A 17,683-nucleotide genomic window follows, 5' to 3' on the forward strand; every position below is an offset into this window, starting at 1 on the left:
TTCTCCTTAGGCCTGGGCAGCCGAATCGGCCTGGGAAGCGGACATGAGGTCGACGAAGCGATCGAACAGATAGCTCGAATCGTGCGGGCCGGCCGCAGCCTCGGGGTGGAATTGGACGGAGAAGGCGGGTATGTCGAGGCAGGCGAGTCCCTCGACGACATCGTCGTTGAGGCACACGTGGGAGACGGTCACCCGGCCGTAGTCGGCCTTGTGCGGAGCGATGGTCTCGCCCTTAAGCGGTGCGTCGACGGCGAAGCCGTGGTTCTGCGAGGTGATCTCGACCTTTCCGGTGGTCCGGTCCAGCACGGGCACGTTGATGCCGCGGTGGCCGAAGGGCAGCTTATAGGTGCCGAAGCCCAGTGCCCGACCGAGCAGCTGGTTGCCGAAGCAGATGCCGAAGAACGGCAGACCCGCGTCGAGGACGGCGCGCAGCAGTTCGACCTGGTCGTCTGCAGTGGCGGGGTCGCCGGGACCGTTGGAGAAGAAGACTCCGTCGACGCCCAGGGCTCGGATCTCTTCGAAGCTGATCGACGACGGCAGCAGGTGGACGTCGATTCCGCGTTCGGTCAGTCGTTCGGGGGTCATCGATTTGATGCCGAGGTCGACGGCGGCGACGCTGAACCTCTTCTCCCCCGTCGCGGGGATGAGCGTGGGTTCGGTGATCGAGACTTCGTCGACGAGGTTGGCTCCCGCCATCTGCGGGGAGGCCTGGACACGGGCGAGCAGCTCGGATTCGGGCGCCTCGGCGGCGGGTCCGGAGAAGATGCCCACGCGCATGGCGCCCTTGTCGCGCAGATGTCGGGTCAGGGCTCGGGTGTCGACGTCGGAGATTCCGACGATCCCGGACTCGGTCAGCCAATCGACGAGGTCGCCTTCGGACCGCCAGTTCGATGAGATCCGGGAGGCGTCGCGGACGACGTAGCCGGCGGCCCAGATCTGGGCGGATTCGTCATCGGTGCGGTTGATGCCGGTGTTGCCGATGTGCGGAGCGGCCTGGATGATGATCTGTCGGTGGTACGACGGGTCGGTCAGCGTCTCCTGGTAGCCGGACATGGCGGTGACGAACACGGCCTCACCGGTGGTCTCGCCGAGGTGTCCGTAGGCGGATCCGTGGAAGGTCCGGCCGTCTTCGAGGACGAGGACGGCGGGGGTGGTTGAAAAGCTCATTGTGCCTCTTCGATCATTTCGCGGATGCGGTCGACGGTGGGGGTGGTGGATGCGGCGTAGCGGGCGCGGAAGCCCGTGTCGACGAGGGTGTCGCCGAGGTGCCAGGTGATGCGGATGATGCCTCCGCGTTCGACGAACTTCCCGATCATCCCGTTCGTGGTGTCCACGGAGACGATGTCGCGGCGCGGGATGAGGAAGTCCTCGCGTCCGGCCAGGTCCATGATCACTCCCCCGTCGGTGACGACGAGTTCACCGGTGGTGCGGATGCCCAGACCGTGGACGGCGACGCGTTCGAGCGGATGGCCGGCCCTCGTCGTCGACACGTAGGAGCCTTCGACGGGTTCGGACACGGCTTTGATGCCCATGTGGGGCTTCGGCGGGGTGGCGACCTCTGACTGGGCCTGTTTGCGTCGGCTCCATCCCCAGGCGATCGCGACGATCACGACGAGGATGACTGCGGCGACGATGAGTGTGCCTACTGTGGTGTCCATGTTGCTCCTGCCGGGTGGGGTGTGGTGAGTGCCCCTGCGGCCAAGACCCGGTGGCCGTAGAAGAAGGTGTCGGTGACCTTCGCGGTCACCTCGACGCCGGCGAAGGGGTTGTTGCGTCCCTTCGTGGCGTGGTCGCCGGGTTCGATGCGGTGCGGTGCGGCCGGGTCGACGAGGACGATGTTCGCACTGGCCCCGACCTCGAGGCTGCCGTGTCCGGAGGCGCCGGTGACGCGGGCCGGGGCCGAAGACATCACACGGGCCACATCGCCGAAATCGAAGTCGAGTTCGGCCATGGCGGCGACGACGATGGACAGCGCGGACTCCATGCCGACCATGCCCATGGCCGCTGCGGTCCATTCGCTACATTTGTGTTCGGCGGTGTGTGGGGCATGGTCGGTGCCGACGACGTCGATCGTGCCATCTGCCAGGGCGGCCCGGAGCGCCTGCACGTCCTCATCGGTGCGCAGCGGCGGGTTGACCTTGTACACGGGGTCGAAGGTGCGCACGAGTTCGTCGGTGAGCATGAGATGGTGCGGCGTCACCTCGGCGGTCACGGCGATCCCCCGGGCCTTGGCCCAGCGGATGAGGTCGACGCTGCCGGCCGTGGACACATGGCAGATGTGCAGCCGGGACCCGACGTGTTCGGCCAGGAGCACATCGCGGGCGATGATCGACTCCTCGGCGACCGCGGGCCAGCCGGGCAGACCGAGTTCGGCCGAGACCGTTCCCTCATTCATCTGTGCGCCTTCGGTCAGGCGCGGTTCCTGTGCGTGCTGGGCGATGATTCCGTCGAAGGTCTTGACGTATTCGAGGGCGCGGCGCATGAGCAGCGGATCGGACACGCAGATGCCGTCGTCGGAGAACATCCGCACGCGGGCACCCGAGCGTGCCATGGCCCCGAGTTCGGCGAGCTGCCGGCCTTCGAGACCGGTGGTCACGGCACCGACGGGGACGACCTCGGTGAATCCGGCGGCGCGGCCGAGGCGGTGGACCTGTTCGACGACTCCTGCGGTGTCGGCCACGGGAGCGGTGTTGGCCATGGCATGGACACAGGTGAATCCGCCCGATGCCGCCGAACGGGATCCGGTGAGCACCGTCTCGGCGTCCTCTTTGCCCGGTTCGCGCAGGTGGGTGTGCATGTCGACGAATCCGGGCAGCGCCACGAGGCCCGCGGCCTCGACAGTCTCATATTCGCCTGCGCCCAGCAGCTCGGGATCGACGATGCGTCCGTCCTGGATCGCGATATCGGCGACTCCGCGTCCGAGGACGTCGGCTCCGCGGATGAGGTAATCAGTCATTGGTCTCCTCCTGACCGGTCAGCAGACGGTAGAGGACCGCCATGCGCACGCTCACTCCGTTCTCGACTTGGTCGAGGACGAGGGCGCGGGGTGAATCCGCTGCGGCAGCGGAGATCTCGAAACCGCGGTTCATGGGGCCCGGGTGCATGATGAAGGTCGACTCCGGCAGGTCGGCCAGCCGGGCCGCGCTCAGTCCCCACAGGCGGGCGTATTCGCGTTCGTTGGGGAAGAAGGACTCGTGCATCCTCTCCTGCTGGACCCGCAGCATCATCACGGCGGCGAAGTCCTCGGTGCTCAGCGCCGAATCGAAGTCGAAGTGAACGGTCACCGGCCAGTTCTCCACTCCCCACGGCAGGAGGGTGGGCGGGGCGATGAGATGGACGTCGGCGCCGAGGCGGGCGAGCAGGTGGACGTTCGACCGGGCCACACGGGAGTGCAGGATGTCTCCGACGATAGCGACCTTCGCGCCGTCCAGTCCCTGGCCGCGCGGTCCCCCGGACACCGGCCCCGAGGCGGGAACACCGGCCAAGGCCCGGCGCAGGGTGAAGGCGTCGAGCAGTGCCTGGGTCGGATGTTCGTGGGTGCCGTCGCCGGCGTTGACGACGGGGACGTCGATCCACCCGGTGTGAGCGAGACGGTGGGCGGTGCCGGCCCCCGAGTGGCGGACGACGATGGCGTCGGCGCCCATGGCCGAGATCGTCTGGATGGTGTCCTGGAGGCTCTCGCCCTTCGATACTGACGAGCCCTTCGCGGAGAAGTTGAGAACATCGGCCGAGAGCCGTTTGGCTGCGGCTTCGAAGGACAGCCGGGTGCGCGTGGAATCTTCGAAGAACAGGTTGACCACGGTGCGTCCGCGCAGCACGGGCAGCTTCTTGACCTCTCGTTCGGAGACGAGGGTCATCTCCTCGGCGATGTCGAGGATGCCGATGGCATCGTCTCGGCTGAGCGAAGTGGTGTCGAGCAGATGCTTCATTCGCGGCCTCCCGAGATGCTCACGGAGTCGTCACCGTCGGTTTCGGTGAGAGCGACGTTGACGCGTTCGCTGCTCGACGTCGGCAGGTTCTTGCCCACATGGTCGGCGCGGATCGGCAGGTCCCGGTGACCGCGGTCGACGAGGACCGCGAGGCGGACCTTAGCGGGGCGACCGACATCGGCGAGAGCATCGAGAGCGGCGCGGATGGTGCGTCCGGAGAAGAGCACATCGTCGACGAGGACGACGGTCTTCGCATCGATTCCCGCGGTCGGGATGGAGGTGGGTTCGGGTGCCCGGTAGGAGCCGCCGCGCAGATCGTCGCGGTACATCGTGATGTCGAGGCTGCCGGCCAGTTCGGATGCGGTCTCCGGCTGCCCGGAGATGGAGGCGATCGCCTCGGCGAGTCGGTGGGCCAGCGGGACTCCGCGGCGTGGGATGCCTAAGAGGACGAGGTCGTCGCTGCCCTTGTTGGATTCGATGATCTCGTGCGCGATGCGGGTGATCGCCCGCGAGATATCGGGGGCGTCCAGCACTGTTCGCTGTGTCATATTTCCCCTTCTCCGCCTCTCTGGACGGTGGTTAAAGGAGTGGTTCGATTCGATTGTAGACCCGGTGGGATGCCGACCGGAGGGCGGGTCCGGAATCCGGACCCGCCGGCTCAGATGAGTGTCGGTTTGACGTCGAGGATGCGGGAGAGCAGCCCCGAGACGAATCCGGGAGAGTCATCTGTGGAGAACTGTCGGGCCAGGGACACGGCCTCGTCGATGGCCACCTTGTCGGGTACCTCGTCGTTGAACAGCATCTCCCAGGTTCCGATCTCCAGCAGCGACCGGTCGACGGCCGGCATCCGGTCCAGGGTCCAACCTTCTGAGTAGGTGGAGATGATCTCGTCGATCTCCGCCTGCTTCTCGGTGATGCCCTTGACGATCTCGACCGCATATTCCTTCATCGGATAGTCGGGATCGTTCGACCGCATGGTGACGAGTTCATCCATGGCCAGCCGACGCTGCCCGGCTTCGAAGAGCAGCTCGAGAGCCCGGCGACGGGCTCGGGTACGTGCCGATGCCACTTACTTGACGCGACCGAGGTAGTCGCCGCTGCGGGTGTCGACCTTGACCTTGACGCCCTCTTCGAGGAACAGGGGCACCTGGATCTCGTAGCCGGTCTCGAGCGTCGCCGGCTTCGAACCGCCGGTCGAACGGTCGCCCTGGAGTCCGGGTTCGGTGTGGGTGATGGTCAGTTCCACAGACGGCGGGAGCTCCACAGACAGCGGGATGCCTTCGTGGAAGGAGATCTGCAGGTCCTGGTTCTCGAGCATGTAGTTCGCGGCGTCGCCGACGAGCTCTGCGGAGATGTTGACCTGATCGTAGTCCTGGGAGTCCATGAACACGTAGTCGGTGCCGTCATGGTAGAGGTACTGCATATCGCGACGGTCGACATTCGCGGTCTCGACCTTGGTGCCGGCGTTGAAGGTCTTGTCGATGATCTTGCCGGTCGTTACGCTCTTGAGCTTGGTGCGAACGAACGCCGGACCCTTACCGGGCTTGACGTGCTGGAATTCCAGCACCTGCCACAGGTGGTTGTCGAGGTTGAGCACAAGGCCGTTCTTCAGGTCGTTCGTTGTCGCCACTAATTCGTCCTTCTTCGGTTCAGTCCTGATCACCGAATGGTGATCGCAGTCGGCAGTACGCGCCGCTCAGCCCCGGGTTCGGGGTCGACGAACGCGCCACTGGGCAAGTCTAGCAAGATTGAGCGGGAGCCTTCCATCCGGGCGAGATCAGTTGAGGCCGATGCCGATGCCGAGGGGAACCGTCGGCGAATCCTCGCCGATCTCCTGGTAGGCGGTGAAGAGGATGGAGGCATCGGGGATCTCGACGGTGCTGGGCTCGCCGATGTCGCTGAGGAGCACCATCCGCAACATCGCTCCGCGGGCCTTCTTGTCCCTCTTCATCGTGTCCAGCAGCTGCGGCCAGACGTCGGAGCGGTAGCCGACGGGCAGCCCCAGCTTGCCGAGCAGTTCGCGGTGGAGGTCGACGACCTCGTAGGGCAGGCTCTTGATCATCGACGCCACCTCGGCGGCGAAGACCATGCCCACCGACACGGCGGCGCCGTGGCGCCACTGGTAGCGCTCCTTGTGCTCGATCGCATGGCCGAGGGTGTGGCCGTAGTTGAGGATCTCCCGGCGTCCGGATTCCTTGAAATCGCCGGAGACGACGTCAGCTTTGACACGGATGGAACGTTCGATGAGTTCGCGCAGCACCGGACCGTGCACATCGGCGATCTCGTCCTTCGAGTGGTTCGACACCAGATCGAGGATCGCGGGGTCGGCGATGAATCCCGTCTTGACCACCTCGGCGAGTCCGGTGAACAGTTCGTTCTCCGGCAGAGTCCCGAGCGTGTCGAGGTCGACGAGGACTCCGGCGGGTGCGTGGAAGGAGCCGACGAGGTTCTTGCCTTCGGCGGTGTTGATTCCGGTCTTGCCGCCGACGGAGGCATCGACCATGCCGAGGACGGTGGTGGGGATGTGGATGACCTTGATTCCGCGCAGCCAGGTGGCGGCGACGAATCCGCCGAGGTCGCTCACCGCTCCCCCGCCGACGGTGACGATGGCGTCGGTGCGGGTGAAATCGGATTGTCCGAGGACCTGCCAGCAGAACGCGGCCACCTGGACGTGCTTGGCCTCTTCGGCGTCGGGGATCTCCGCGGCCACGGCCTCGAGGCCGGCCGCGGCGAGGTCGTCACGAACGGTCTCACCGGTGGTGCGCAGGGCGCGCGGGTGGATGACGAGGACCTTCTCGACGCGGTTTCCGAGCAGCTCGGGCAGTTCGCCGAGCAGTCCCTGGCCGACGAGGACGGGGTAGTTCCCGCCGGCGTCCACATTGATGCGTGTGAGGCTCATTCGTCCGTCTTCCTGATCATTCGAAGTCATATCGGGCCCAGCCTAGTCCTCGCTGAGTCGCCGTGGCGACGCGGGTTCGCCGAAGGTCACGGATATCTCAGTCCGCGGATTGGGTTCCGCCCTCATCGGAATGGGCGTATTTCGCGTACTCTTCGGCACGCTGCAGACCGGTGAGGACGTCGACGACCCGGTTGACCACCGTCGACGGCGGTGAGTTCGAGGCCTGGACGCGGAAGGTCGCGACCTGTTCGTAGAGCGGTTCGCGCTCGTTGACCAGCGCCAGCCAGTTCTCCACCGGGCTTCCCGCACCGCGCAGCAGCGGCCGGTGCGGGGCGGTCAGCCGCTGTGCGACGGTCTCGACGTCGATATCGATGTGCACGACCTTGATCGCCGGGTGCTTCAGCTGTGCCCGGGTGCCGGGGTTGAGGATCGCTCCCCCGCCCAGGGAGACGATGCCCGGCCGATCAAGCAGCCGACGCAGCGCTCTGCGCACGACCTCTCGTTCGATGCGTCGGAAGTGATCTTCGCCCCGTTCGACGAAGATCTCCGAGATCACCCCGTACTTGTCGACGATGTTCGCGTCCGTGTCCGTCAGCGGCAGACCGAGCCGGTCGGCCAGCAGCCGACCGATCGTCGATTTCCCTGCCGCCGGCGGACCGGAGAGCACGATGCGCGAGAGCGCGGCGGGGACCGGTTCCAGGGGCGGAACCGGTTTGGGCAGCGGGGTGTGGTTCATCGTCCGATGCGGAGGTTCTCCGGAATGGCCGCGACATAGGCGTCCAGGTTCCGCTTCGTCTCGGCAACGGAGTCTCCGCCGAACTTCTCGACGACCGCCTCGGCGAGCACGAGTGCCACCATGGCTTCGGCGACGACGCCCGAGGCGGGCACCGCGCACACGTCGGAGCGCTGGTGGTTCGCCTTGGCGGCCTCGCCGGTTTCGACGTCGACCGTCGCCAGGGCGCGCGGCACCGTGGCGATCGGCTTCATTCCCGCCCGCACACGCAGCGGTCCGCCGGTCGACATTCCGCCTTCGGTGCCGCCGGCGCGGTTGCTCGTGCGGCGGAATCCGTCGGGTCCGACTTCGAGTTCGTCATGGGCGCCCGAGCCGGGACGCTTCGTGGTGAGGAATCCGTCTCCGACCTCGACTCCCTTGATCGCCTGGATGCCCATGAGGGCACCGGCCAGGCGGGAGTCGAGACGACGGTCCCAGTGCACGTGGGAGCCGAGTCCAGGAGGCAGATCGTAGGCGAGGACTTCGACGACTCCGCCGAGGGTGTCCCCGGCCTTCTTCGCCGCGTCGATCTCGGTGACCATCGCCGCCGAGAGGCCCGCGTCGAAGCAGCGGACAGGATCGGCATCCAGGGCCTCGACATCGGCCGCGGTCGGCAGTGCGGGCAGCGCATCGGCCGAGTGTTCGGCTCCGCCGATGGCCACGGTGTGGGACACGAGGGTGATGCCCAGTTCGCCGAGGAACTTCGCGGCGACAGTGCCCAGTGCCACGCGCATCGCGGTCTCACGCGCCGAGGCGCGTTCCAGTACGGGACGGGCTTCGTCGAAGCCGTACTTCTGCATGCCGACGATATCGGCATGCCCGGGGCGCGGACGGGTCAGCGGGGCGTTGCGTGCCAGTCCTTCGAGTTCGGAGGCGTCGACGGGGTCCGGGTTCATCACGGATTCCCATTTCGGCCATTCGGTGTTGCCGACCTCGATCGCCACCGGTGAGCCCAGGGTCTGTCCGTGCCGGACACCGCCGAGGAGGCGCACTTCGTCGGCTTCGAACTTCATTCGTGCGCCGCGGCCATAGCCGAGTCGGCGGCGAGCCAGGCTCGCTCGAATATCGTCCCTGGTGATCGGTACATGGGCGGGAAGCCCTTCAATGATCCCGGTCAGCGCTTCGCCGTGGGATTCGCCTGCAGTCAGCCATCTCAACATTCCACCGATTCTACAAAAGTATTGGGGCGAACAGGCACCCGAGCCACATGCCGGAAAGCATGGCGGGTCCGAAGGCGATGGTCACCCCGCGGACCCGACCGGCGCGCACCGCACCGATGAGCGCCCAGACGCCGGCGATGAGCATCATCACCACGAGAACGAGGGTCGGTGCCCACAGGTCGAAGAGACCGGCGACGGCGAAGACGATGAACGCGAGCTTGACGTCCCCGAGACCCATCGTCCGCGCCCTCAGCACTCGGCCCACCAGGTGCAGTGCGGCGAAGAAGGCGAGGGCGAGGACTCCGGCGAAGAATGACGAGAACCACATCGACAGCTCTCCGAGTACGGAGCCGGTGATGATGAGCCCCAGGGCGACCACCGTCAGGGGGATGACGATCCGATCGGGCAGTCTGCGGACGCTGACGTCCGCGGTGACGAGGAATGGAGTCGCTCCGGAGACGAGGCCCAGCAGCAGGGCGGAGACGATGCGATCGGCGGAGTTCGGCTGACCCGGGGCGAACGTCTCTTTACTCAGCGGCGCATACGCACTCCATCCGGTCTCCAGCGGAGCGAGCACTGCGAGGGTGAAGACGACGGCGGCGACTGCGGCGATGATGAGACCCGCCACGATCGGTCCCGGTCCGCGAGCCCATCTGGAGGCCTGCCACTGCTGCAGGTGTGCGGAGTCGTTGAGCCAGACCCGTGGGGTTGCGGCGAGGATGAGGCCGCAGGCCAGGGCGGCCAGAACCGTCACGCCGATGGTCATTCCGTGCAGCACTCCGGCATCCATCGCGGGCTCCGGTTCAGTCCCGAGCCCGGGCGGGCGGGCCTTCGAGTGCTGCGTACATGGCTGCAGCAACCCGAGAGGTCAGTTCTTGTCCGGTCGGCAGGTTCTCGATCGTCGGCAGGTTCTCCGTCGTCCCTGCGTCGTCGGCCTGGGCGGCGGCGAGGAACATCTCGAACTGAGCGACGGCCTGTTCGACGAGCATCGACGTGCCGTCGACGGGATGCAGGCCGTGTGCTGCGGCTGCGGTGAGGAACGCCGACTCTGCGGCGTAGGCGACGTCGAGGGCGACCCCACCGGGAACCGGCGTCTCCCAGATCGGGTTCGGGGCCGCCTCGGCGGGCAGGGTGGAGATGACGATCGCCGACGGGCCGATCCGGGTCAGATCCCCCACTGAGGAGGTCAGTCCGATCCGCTCGGCCAGGTCGAGGACCCGGCGTGCACGGTCGGGATTGCGGACGCGGAAGTCGACATGAGCGATCCCGAGATCACGGCAGGCCACGAGCGCCGAGGCGGCCGTGGCCCCGGCACCGAGGATCGTCGCCCGTCCGGCTCCCGCACTGCCGGTTCCCGCACCGTCGGCCGCGTACGGGACGGATTCCATGTGCGGGGCGATGGCGCGCACGATGCCGCGCACGTCGGTGTTCGCCACCTGCACCTCACCGCTGCCGCGGACAAGCGTGTTGCCGGCCGCCGTCAGTGTGGCCGTCTCGTCAACGGTCCACCCGCGAACGCCTGCGAGGGTGACGAGTCGGTCCTTCAGCGGCATCGTCAGCGAGAACCCGACGTGCTCGGGATGGGAGTCGAGGAATCCCTCGAGCTCTTCCGAGCCGAGTTCGAACCGGGAGTACTCGCTGGACTCCATATTCAGTGCTGCGAAGGCGGCGCGGTGGAGCAGCGGGGATTTCGAATGTGCGATCGGCGAACCGAGCACTGCAGCGAGGATCCTCACCGGCTATCCGTTCTCCTTGCTGTGCTCCCGCAGCCACTTGCGGTAGATCTCGACGTTCTTCTTGTGGTCCTCGTAGTTGTCGGCGAACTTCGTCTCGCCCGTGTCCGGGTTCGTTGCGACGAAGAACTGCCAATCGCCGTCGGCGGGATCGAGCGCCGCCTCGACGGCTCCCTGGCTCGGCGAGTTGATGGGTCCGGGAGGCAGCCCCTTCTTCTTGTACGTGTTGTACGGCGAGTCGGACTGGCGTTCCTTCTTCGTCGTCGTCAGGTCGGAGCGGGCACCGTGGATATAAGCCACGGTCGCATCCGATTGGAGGAGTCCTCCCGTCTGCGATTCGTCGGAGATGCGGTTGAGGAAGGACCTCGCCACCTTCGAACGCACCTCGGGGTCGCCCGGGGATTCCTTCTCCACGAGGCTGGCCAAGGTGAGGATGCGGTTGGCGTCCTTGCTCTCGATTCCCAGTTCGTCGATTTCGGTCTCGGTCTTGTCGACCATCTCCTGGACGATGTCCTCGGCGGTCTTCTGCTTGTTGAGGTCGTAGGTCGCCGGGTACAGATACCCTTCGAGGCTCGGTGCGTCGATCTCGAGTCCGTAGTCCTTCGGGGTCTTGTCGTCGATGGCCTTGTCGACCTCATCCGCGTTCATCCCGGATTCGATCATGATCGACTTGATCTCTTCGACCTGCTTGCCTTCGGCAACCGTGATCTTCGGCGGGGCGATGGGGTTGATGAGCGCTTCGACCGCGGCCTTCGAGCTCATCTTCTCCCGCATCGTCCAGGTTCCTGCCTGGATGGTCGCGTCACGGCGTTCGATCTCATCGAGGAAGGGTTCGGAGTTCATGATCACTCCGGATTCGACGAGCTGGTTGGCGACGGTGCGGGCCGACGAGCCGGGAGCGATCTCGATCGAGACCTCGTTCGTGCCCTGGCCCTCATAGTCGCCTTTGGGTCCGAACAGGTCGTCGAAGACTCCCCCGGCCGCGCGCACGCCGAAGAATCCTCCGATGCCGAAGACGAGGATGCAGATGATCACGATCGTCGTCGTCCGTCGCCGGCGCATCATTCTGCGCCGCTTCTTCGCACGGACTTCTGCGCGGGTGAGTCCTTCGTCGGACGAGAACTCTTCGGTGATGGGGCTCATGCGTCGTTCTCCTCGTCGGGCATCTCACGACCGGCGGGAACACCGGTGTTGTGTTCGTACTCGAGGGCGTTCTGGAGGATGATCACGGCGGCTTGGGCATCGACGATCTCGCGTCGCTGACGCGATGACTTCCCGGCCGCGGCGAGGGCATGGTGGGCCTCGACCGTGGTGAAGCGTTCGTCGACGAGACGAATCGAGGTGCCGGTCGCCGCGGCGATCCGGCGGGCGAATTCCAACGCCGAGGTGGCTGCGGCCCGGGCGGCTCCGTCGAGGGACTTCGGGTCCCCCACCAGGAGTTCGATGGGTTCGTATTCGTCGACGATCTCCCGCAGCTGCTTCAGTGCCGCCGGTTCGTCGCTGCGACGGACGACGGTGAGCGGGGTGGCCAGAATCCCGTCGGGATCGCTGGAGGCGACACCGATCCGCACGGAACCGATGTCGAGACCCAGCCGGCGACCTCGGCGGAAACTCACTGGATGGCTGCCTTGACCGCCGCAATGGCAGACGGGATCGCCGCGGGGTTGCTGCCCCCACCCTGGGCGAGGTCGGGCTTGCCGCCGCCTCCGCCGCCGAGTTCACCGCAGGCCAGCGATACGAGTTTGCCGGCCTGCAGTCCGGCGGTGCGCGCCGCCTCGGTGGTGGCGATGACGACGACAGGCTTTCCGCTGCTCACTCCGATGCCGACGATCACCGCCTGGCGGTCGGCGACGCGGTTGCGCAGGTCGGTGACCAGGGTCCGGATGTCTCCGGCATTGGCGATATCGCCGAGCTCGGCCTGCACGAACAGCGTCTGGCCCACGGTCTGCGCCTCGTCGAGGAACTTGCCCGAAGAGGCCAGCAGCTGCTGAGCATTGAGGCGGGCGATCTCCTTCTCTGCGTCCTTGAGACGGCTCATCAGGTCGGACACGCGCGATGTGACATCGGTGCCGGGGACTTTGAGCATCTCCGAGAGCGAAGACACGATGGCCCGTTCTGCGGCCAGGGACCGGAACGCGTCCATGCCGACCGCGGCTTCGATGCGTCGGACTCCGGAGCCGACGGAGGCTTCGGAGAGCACGGAGATGGGACCGACCTCGGCGGAAGCTCCGACGTGGGTGCCGCCGCAGAGTTCGCGGGAGAAGGGCCCGCCGATGTCGACGACGCGCACGACGTTCGGGTACTTCTCGCCGAAGAGCGCCATGGCGCCGGACTTCTTTGCGTCGTCGAAGGACATGTATTCGGTGCCGACTTCGTAGTTCGAGCGCACCGCGAGGTTCGCCACCTCTTCGATCTCGGACCGCATCTGGGTGCTCGGGGCTTCGGGGAACGAGTAGTCGAAGCGCATGTATCCGGGCTGGTTGAGCGAGCCGGCCTGCACGGCGTGGCTGCCGAGGATCTCGCGCAGCGCGGCGTGGACGAGGTGGGTGGCGGTGTGCGCCTGTGCACCTTGGAACCGGTGGTCGTGGTCGACGGCGGCGAGCACTTCGTCGCCGACGCGCAGCTCTCCGTCGATGACCTCGACCCGGTGGGCGGGCAGGCCCTTGACCGGGTTCTGCACGTCGGTGACGCGGGCGGTGAAGCCATGGCCGGAGATGAGGCCGACATCGGCACGCTGGCCGCCGGACTCCGCATAGAACGGAGTCAGGTCGAGGACGACATCACCGCTCTGGCCGGTGGTGAGCACCTCGGCGGCGACACCGTCGGAAACGATTCCGCGGACCCGGGAATCGGCCTCGAGGCGGTCATAGCCGACGAATTCGCTGATGCCTTCCTCGAGCAGGGCCGAATAGGCCGACAGGTCGGTGTGGCCGCCGCCCTTCTTCGCCTTGGCATCGGCTTTGGCGCGGGTGCGCTGTTCACTCATCAGTGCGCGGAATCCGGATTCGTCCACGTTCAGTCCGGCTTCGGAGGCCATCTCGAGGGTGAGGTCGATGGGGAACCCATGGGTGTCGTGGAGGGCGAAGGCGATGTCGCCGCTGATGGTCTTGTTCTCGCCGCTCAACGACTGCGCGGCAGTGGTGAACAGCTGGGTGCCGGATTCGAGGGTGCGCAGGAACGCCTTCTCCTCGGCGAACGCGACTCGGGAGATCCGGTCGAAGTCGGTTTCGAGTTCGGGGTAGGACAGCTTCATGGCCTGCATGGACACGGGCAGCAGCTCGGGCAGGACCTCTTCCTTGACGCCGAGCAGGCGCATGGCGCGCACGGCGCGGCGGAGCAGACGGCGGAGGATGTAGCCGCGGCCTTCATTGCCGGGGCGGACGCCGTCGCCGATGATGATCAGCGCCGAACGGACGTGGTCGGCGACGACGCGCATCTGCACATCGGCGTGCTCGTCCTCACCGTATTTCCGACCGGCCAGGCGGCTGGCGGCTTCGATGACGGGGAAGACCTCGTCGATCTCGTACATGTTCTCCACGCTCTGGAGCAGGAAGGCGACGCGTTCGAGACCCATGCCGGTGTCGATGTTCTTCGCGGGCAGGTCGCCGGCGATGTCGAAGTCGACCTTCGAGCGGACCTCGGAGAGTTCGAACTCCATGAACACGAGGTTCCAGATCTCGATGTAGCGGTCTTCGTCCGCCACGGGTCCGCCCTCGACGCCGTAGGCGGGGCCGCGATCGAAGTAGATCTCGGAGCAGTAGCCGCCGGGGCCGGGCTGCCCGGTGTGCCAGAAGTTGTCTTCGTTGTCGCGCAGCTGGATGCGCTCACGGGGAATGGAGGTCTCTTCGAGCCACATGTCGATGGTCTCGGCATCGTCCTCATGCACGGTTGCCCACAGCAGTTCGGGAGCGAAGCCCAGTCCACCCTCGGCGACGGGGTTCGTCAGCAGTCCCCAGGCGAACTTGATGGCGTCGCGCTTGAAGTAGTCGCCGAAGGAGAAGTTGCCGTTCATCTGGAAGAACGTGCCGTGGCGGGTCGTCTTGCCGACCTCTTCGATGTCTCCGGTGCGCACGCATTTCTGCACGCTGGTGGCACGGTTGAACGGCGCAGGCTCGCGTCCGGTGAGGTACGGAATGAACTGCACCATTCCCGCGATGTTGAACAGGATGGACGGATCGGAGCTGATCACCGACGCCGAGGGGACCACGGTGTGCCCGTTCGCTTCGAAGTAGTCCAACCAGCGCTGTTTGATCTCTGCCGTCTTCAATCCAAGGCCTTTCAGATATTGCCTGTGCGTCGCCCGGCTGATGAGCCCGACGCGACACTTACTCGTGCGTACCCGCACTTACCAGGGACCAGTTTAATGGCTCAGTCGCAATATGCGAGATGGCGCGGCGTGCCGGGGCCGTCGAAGTCGACCGCTCCCCGAGTCCGTAGCTCCCACTCCACTCGGCGGACCGCTTCCTCCCGCGCGGCGCGCGCTCCACCGAGTTTCGACCGAACGGCCCACTTTTGGGTGACTAGCCCCTGTTTGAAACAGTGCTGCTCACCTTAAAGTGGGCCGCAGCCGAACCAGTTGCCACCTGCGCGGTTCAGCGGACTCCCGCGAATTGAATGCACGACTGCCCGGAACCAAGAGGCCCCGGGCAGTCGTGGTGGCGCGATGCGCTGTGTTCAGCAGATCAGCGCGAGTAGAACTCGACGACGAGCTGAACGTCACAGGTGATCGGCACCTCTTCGCGCTTCGGGGCGCGCAGGAGAGTTGCCTGCAGGCCCTCGAGGTTCACGTTGAGGTAGCCCGGCGTTGCGGGCAGGACGTCCTTGTGACCACCGGCGGCGGCGACCTGGAACGGATCCATCGAAGCCGAACGCTCGTGCACCTGGATGGTCTGGCCTTCCTTCACGCGGAAGGAGGGACGGTCCACGCGCTGTCCGTCGACCGTGATGTGACGGTGGACGACGAACTGACGGGCCTGTGCCATGGTGCGGGCGAAGCCCGAACGCAGGACGAGGGCATCGAGACGCGATTCGAGGAGCTCGACCATGGTCTCACCGGTCAGACCGGGCAGACGGTTGGCTTCCTTGTAGGTCTTGAGCATCTGGGCCTCACGGATGCCGTACTGCGCGCGCAGACGCTGCTTCTCCTTGAGGCGGACCGAGTAGTCGCTGTCGTTGCGACGACGGGCGCGGCCGTGCTCACCTGGAGGGTACGGACGACGCTCGAAGTACTTCTCGGCCTTGGGTGTCAGAGCAATGCCGAGGGCGCGCGAGAGGCGCGTCATGCGGCGATTACGTGCTGGTGCTGGCACTGTATTACCTTTCATCAATGTGTTCTGTCACGAAGGGTCCCGCAGGTTCTCGCCCCGAACGCGACTGTTGTTTCCCCGGATGGGAAAGAGGGATTGAGCGTCGAGATCCGCTCGCACCGACCGCCTTTAGGGTGCAGGCACAACAGCTGCCTATCTTACCGGGTCCATGTCGACCGCCGCAAAGCGGAGCGGCGCCTCCCCGGCTGTGATCTTCCCGACTTCATTCCGACGGCGCGCCCCGGGCGATCGAGCGGTCCGCGCTCACTTCGGTCACTGCCGGCAGCCTTCTCCGTCGGTCACTGCCGGCAGTCGTCTTCGTGGCTGTCGATGGCGGCATCGGCGACGGCCGCTCCGGAACCGCTGTAGATGTTGATCACCGCGTGGACCCCGGCACGGGCGAAGTGCGCGGCCTGGTCGGGTCGTTGGACGACGGCGGCGATGGTTCCGGGGAAGCCGGCGATGCGCAGCTGTTCGAGTGCGAAGGTGTTCGAATCGTGCAGGGCCATGGCAGTACCACGGTGTGGGCGCTGCCGCCGACGACGAGGCGGTGCCAGAACTCGTGGTCGGTGGCATCGCCTTCGAGCAAGTTGAAGCCGTCGCCGCGCAGGCCTTCGACGACAGTGTGGTCGTTGTCGATGCCGATGACGCTGCGGTCGCCGCGTTCGACGAAGCGCTCGTAGGCGCCGCGGCCGATCCGGCCCATTCCGAGGACGACGACTTCCGCGTCTCCGGTGTCCAGCGGCTTATCGTTTGCCCGCAGACGGCTCTCGTTCTCGTCCGGCAGGACCGCATCGAGCTTTGCGACGGTCTGGAGACTGTAGGCATTGGCAAGCGAGGAGACGATCATGCCCAGGGCCACCGCGAGGGCGATGATGGTCAGCCAGTTGTCTTCGAAGAGACCGTTGTCGACGCCGACGGCGACGACGATGAGGGCGAATTCGGAGAAGTTGCTCAGGGCCAGGCTGGTGCGCACGCTGGTGCGGTTGCGCAGACCGAAGAGCCTCCCCATGAGGTAGAAGCTCGCGAAGTCGAACGGCAGCAGGACGACGCACAGCAGCAGAGCCATGAGCAGATCCGACCAGGTGGGGACCGCTTGGAGTCCGATGACGACGAAGAACCCGACGCGGAAGAGCTCCTTGACGCTGAACAGGGCCTTCGACATCTCCACGGCTCGCGGGTGGGTGGAGAAGGCCGAGCACCAAGGCTCCGAGGTCGCCGTGGATGCCGACGGATTCGAAGGCGACGCAGCCCGGCCCCAAGGCCATGACGACGCCGAAGAGGACGAGCAGCTCACCGCGTCCGGCCCGGTCGAGGATCCGTCGCAGCACCCAGACGGCGGGGACGAGCAGGACGAGGGCGAAGGCCCATGGGCTTGGGGACTCTTCGCCTGCGATCGTGATGAAGGCGACCGCCGCGAGATCCTGGAGGACGAGGATCGCGATGGCGATCTGACCGTAGTAGGACCCGTCGTCGGAACGATCTTCGAGCACCTTGACCACGAGCACCGTAGAGGAGAATGACAAGGCGAGGCCCAGCAGGGCCAAGGTGCCCACTCCCCCGTCGACGGTGACTATGCCGATGGCGGCGGCAGCTCCGATCGTCCCGGCACCGAGGAGGACCACCGTGATCATGTGCGGCGCGGCAGTGCCGTGGGCTTCGGGCTGGAGCAGGGAGCGCAGATCGAATTTCAGTCCGATGGTGAACAGAAGCAGGGCGACCCCGATGTCCGAGACCTGCTGGAGTCCTGCGAAAGCGGTGAAGCCGAAGAGGTGCAGGAGGAATCCGGCCGCGAGGAAGCCGACGAGCGGCGGAATGCGCAGCTCATGGGCGATGAGTCCGAGCGCCAGCGCGGCGGCGATGGTGATGACGATGTCTGCCATG

At 66.2% G+C, this 17,683-nt stretch carries 17 protein-coding genes and 1 pseudogene; all 18 read right to left on the reverse strand.

Annotated elements, in window-relative coordinates; genetic code table 11:
- Positions 1 to 6: 6 nt before the first annotated feature.
- Complete coding sequence (gene carA, locus GUY30_RS09290) at positions 7 to 1,167, reverse strand: glutamine-hydrolyzing carbamoyl-phosphate synthase small subunit (RefSeq protein WP_167196580.1); 1,161 nt, start codon at positions 1,165 to 1,167, stop codon at positions 7 to 9.
- Positions 1,164 to 1,658 (reverse strand): PH-like domain-containing protein, encoded by a 495-nt coding sequence (locus GUY30_RS09295; RefSeq protein WP_167196582.1) that lies wholly within the window; start codon positions 1,656 to 1,658, stop codon positions 1,164 to 1,166. The genes carA and GUY30_RS09295 overlap by 4 nt, the downstream gene beginning before the upstream one ends.
- Positions 1,643 to 2,956, reverse strand: a complete 1,314-nt coding sequence (locus GUY30_RS09300; protein ID WP_167196586.1) for a dihydroorotase — start codon at positions 2,954 to 2,956, stop codon at positions 1,643 to 1,645. The genes GUY30_RS09295 and GUY30_RS09300 overlap by 16 nt, the downstream gene beginning before the upstream one ends.
- A complete protein-coding gene (locus tag GUY30_RS09305) occupies positions 2,949 to 3,929 on the reverse strand; it encodes an aspartate carbamoyltransferase catalytic subunit (protein ID WP_167196588.1) in 981 nt (326 codons plus the stop codon). The genes GUY30_RS09300 and GUY30_RS09305 overlap by 8 nt, the downstream gene beginning before the upstream one ends.
- Positions 3,926 to 4,477, reverse strand: a complete 552-nt coding sequence (pyrR, locus tag GUY30_RS09310) for a bifunctional pyr operon transcriptional regulator/uracil phosphoribosyltransferase PyrR (RefSeq protein ID WP_167196591.1) — start codon at positions 4,475 to 4,477, stop codon at positions 3,926 to 3,928. The genes GUY30_RS09305 and pyrR overlap by 4 nt, the downstream gene beginning before the upstream one ends.
- Positions 4,478 to 4,587: 110 nt before the next feature.
- Positions 4,588 to 4,998, reverse strand: coding sequence for a transcription antitermination factor NusB (gene nusB, locus GUY30_RS09315; RefSeq protein WP_039207417.1), 411 nt, complete (start codon positions 4,996 to 4,998; stop codon positions 4,588 to 4,590).
- Positions 4,999 to 5,559, reverse strand: a complete 561-nt coding sequence (efp, locus tag GUY30_RS09320) for an elongation factor P (RefSeq protein ID WP_167196594.1) — start codon at positions 5,557 to 5,559, stop codon at positions 4,999 to 5,001.
- Between the two features lie 147 nt (positions 5,560 to 5,706).
- Complete coding sequence (gene aroB / locus GUY30_RS09325) at positions 5,707 to 6,828, reverse strand: 3-dehydroquinate synthase (protein WP_167200862.1); 1,122 nt, start codon at positions 6,826 to 6,828, stop codon at positions 5,707 to 5,709.
- Between the two features lie 97 nt (positions 6,829 to 6,925).
- The gene (locus GUY30_RS09330; protein WP_167196597.1) at positions 6,926 to 7,564 is read right to left on the reverse strand and encodes a shikimate kinase; all 639 of its coding nucleotides are present in this window, start codon (positions 7,562 to 7,564) and stop codon (positions 6,926 to 6,928) included.
- Complete coding sequence (aroC, locus tag GUY30_RS09335) at positions 7,561 to 8,760, reverse strand: chorismate synthase (protein ID WP_167196599.1); 1,200 nt, start codon at positions 8,758 to 8,760, stop codon at positions 7,561 to 7,563. The genes GUY30_RS09330 and aroC overlap by 4 nt, the downstream gene beginning before the upstream one ends.
- A 10-nt stretch (positions 8,761 to 8,770) precedes the next feature.
- Positions 8,771 to 9,550, reverse strand: coding sequence for a prepilin peptidase (locus GUY30_RS09340; protein WP_167196603.1), 780 nt, complete (start codon positions 9,548 to 9,550; stop codon positions 8,771 to 8,773).
- Positions 9,551 to 9,563: 13 nt separating this feature from the next.
- Positions 9,564 to 10,496, reverse strand: coding sequence for a shikimate dehydrogenase family protein (locus GUY30_RS09345; protein ID WP_167196606.1), 933 nt, complete (start codon positions 10,494 to 10,496; stop codon positions 9,564 to 9,566).
- A gap of 3 nt (positions 10,497 to 10,499) precedes the next feature.
- A complete protein-coding gene (gene mltG, locus GUY30_RS09350) occupies positions 10,500 to 11,636 on the reverse strand; it encodes an endolytic transglycosylase MltG (RefSeq protein WP_167196609.1) in 1,137 nt (378 codons plus the stop codon).
- Positions 11,633 to 12,109, reverse strand: a complete 477-nt coding sequence (gene ruvX, locus GUY30_RS09355) for a Holliday junction resolvase RuvX (RefSeq protein WP_167196612.1) — start codon at positions 12,107 to 12,109, stop codon at positions 11,633 to 11,635. Before ruvX ends, mltG begins: the two co-directional genes overlap by 4 nt.
- Positions 12,106 to 14,760, reverse strand: coding sequence for an alanine--tRNA ligase (alaS, locus tag GUY30_RS09360; RefSeq protein ID WP_167196615.1), 2,655 nt, complete (start codon positions 14,758 to 14,760; stop codon positions 12,106 to 12,108). The genes ruvX and alaS overlap by 4 nt, the downstream gene beginning before the upstream one ends.
- Before the next feature lie 415 nt (positions 14,761 to 15,175).
- Complete coding sequence (gene rpsD, locus GUY30_RS09365) at positions 15,176 to 15,817, reverse strand: 30S ribosomal protein S4 (protein ID WP_407645272.1); 642 nt, start codon at positions 15,815 to 15,817, stop codon at positions 15,176 to 15,178.
- Between the two features lie 358 nt (positions 15,818 to 16,175).
- The gene (locus GUY30_RS18190) at positions 16,176 to 16,649 is read right to left on the reverse strand and encodes an NAD-binding protein (RefSeq protein WP_167196618.1); all 474 of its coding nucleotides are present in this window, start codon (positions 16,647 to 16,649) and stop codon (positions 16,176 to 16,178) included.
- Between the two features lie 48 nt (positions 16,650 to 16,697).
- Positions 16,698 to 17,682, reverse strand: a pseudogene (locus tag GUY30_RS18045) (cation:proton antiporter domain-containing protein); the annotation flags it as partial.
- Position 17,683 lies beyond the last annotated feature (1 nt).

This window comes from Brevibacterium pigmentatum, from assembly GCF_011617465.1.
GTDB classification, from domain to species: domain Bacteria; phylum Actinomycetota; class Actinomycetes; order Actinomycetales; family Brevibacteriaceae; genus Brevibacterium; species Brevibacterium pigmentatum.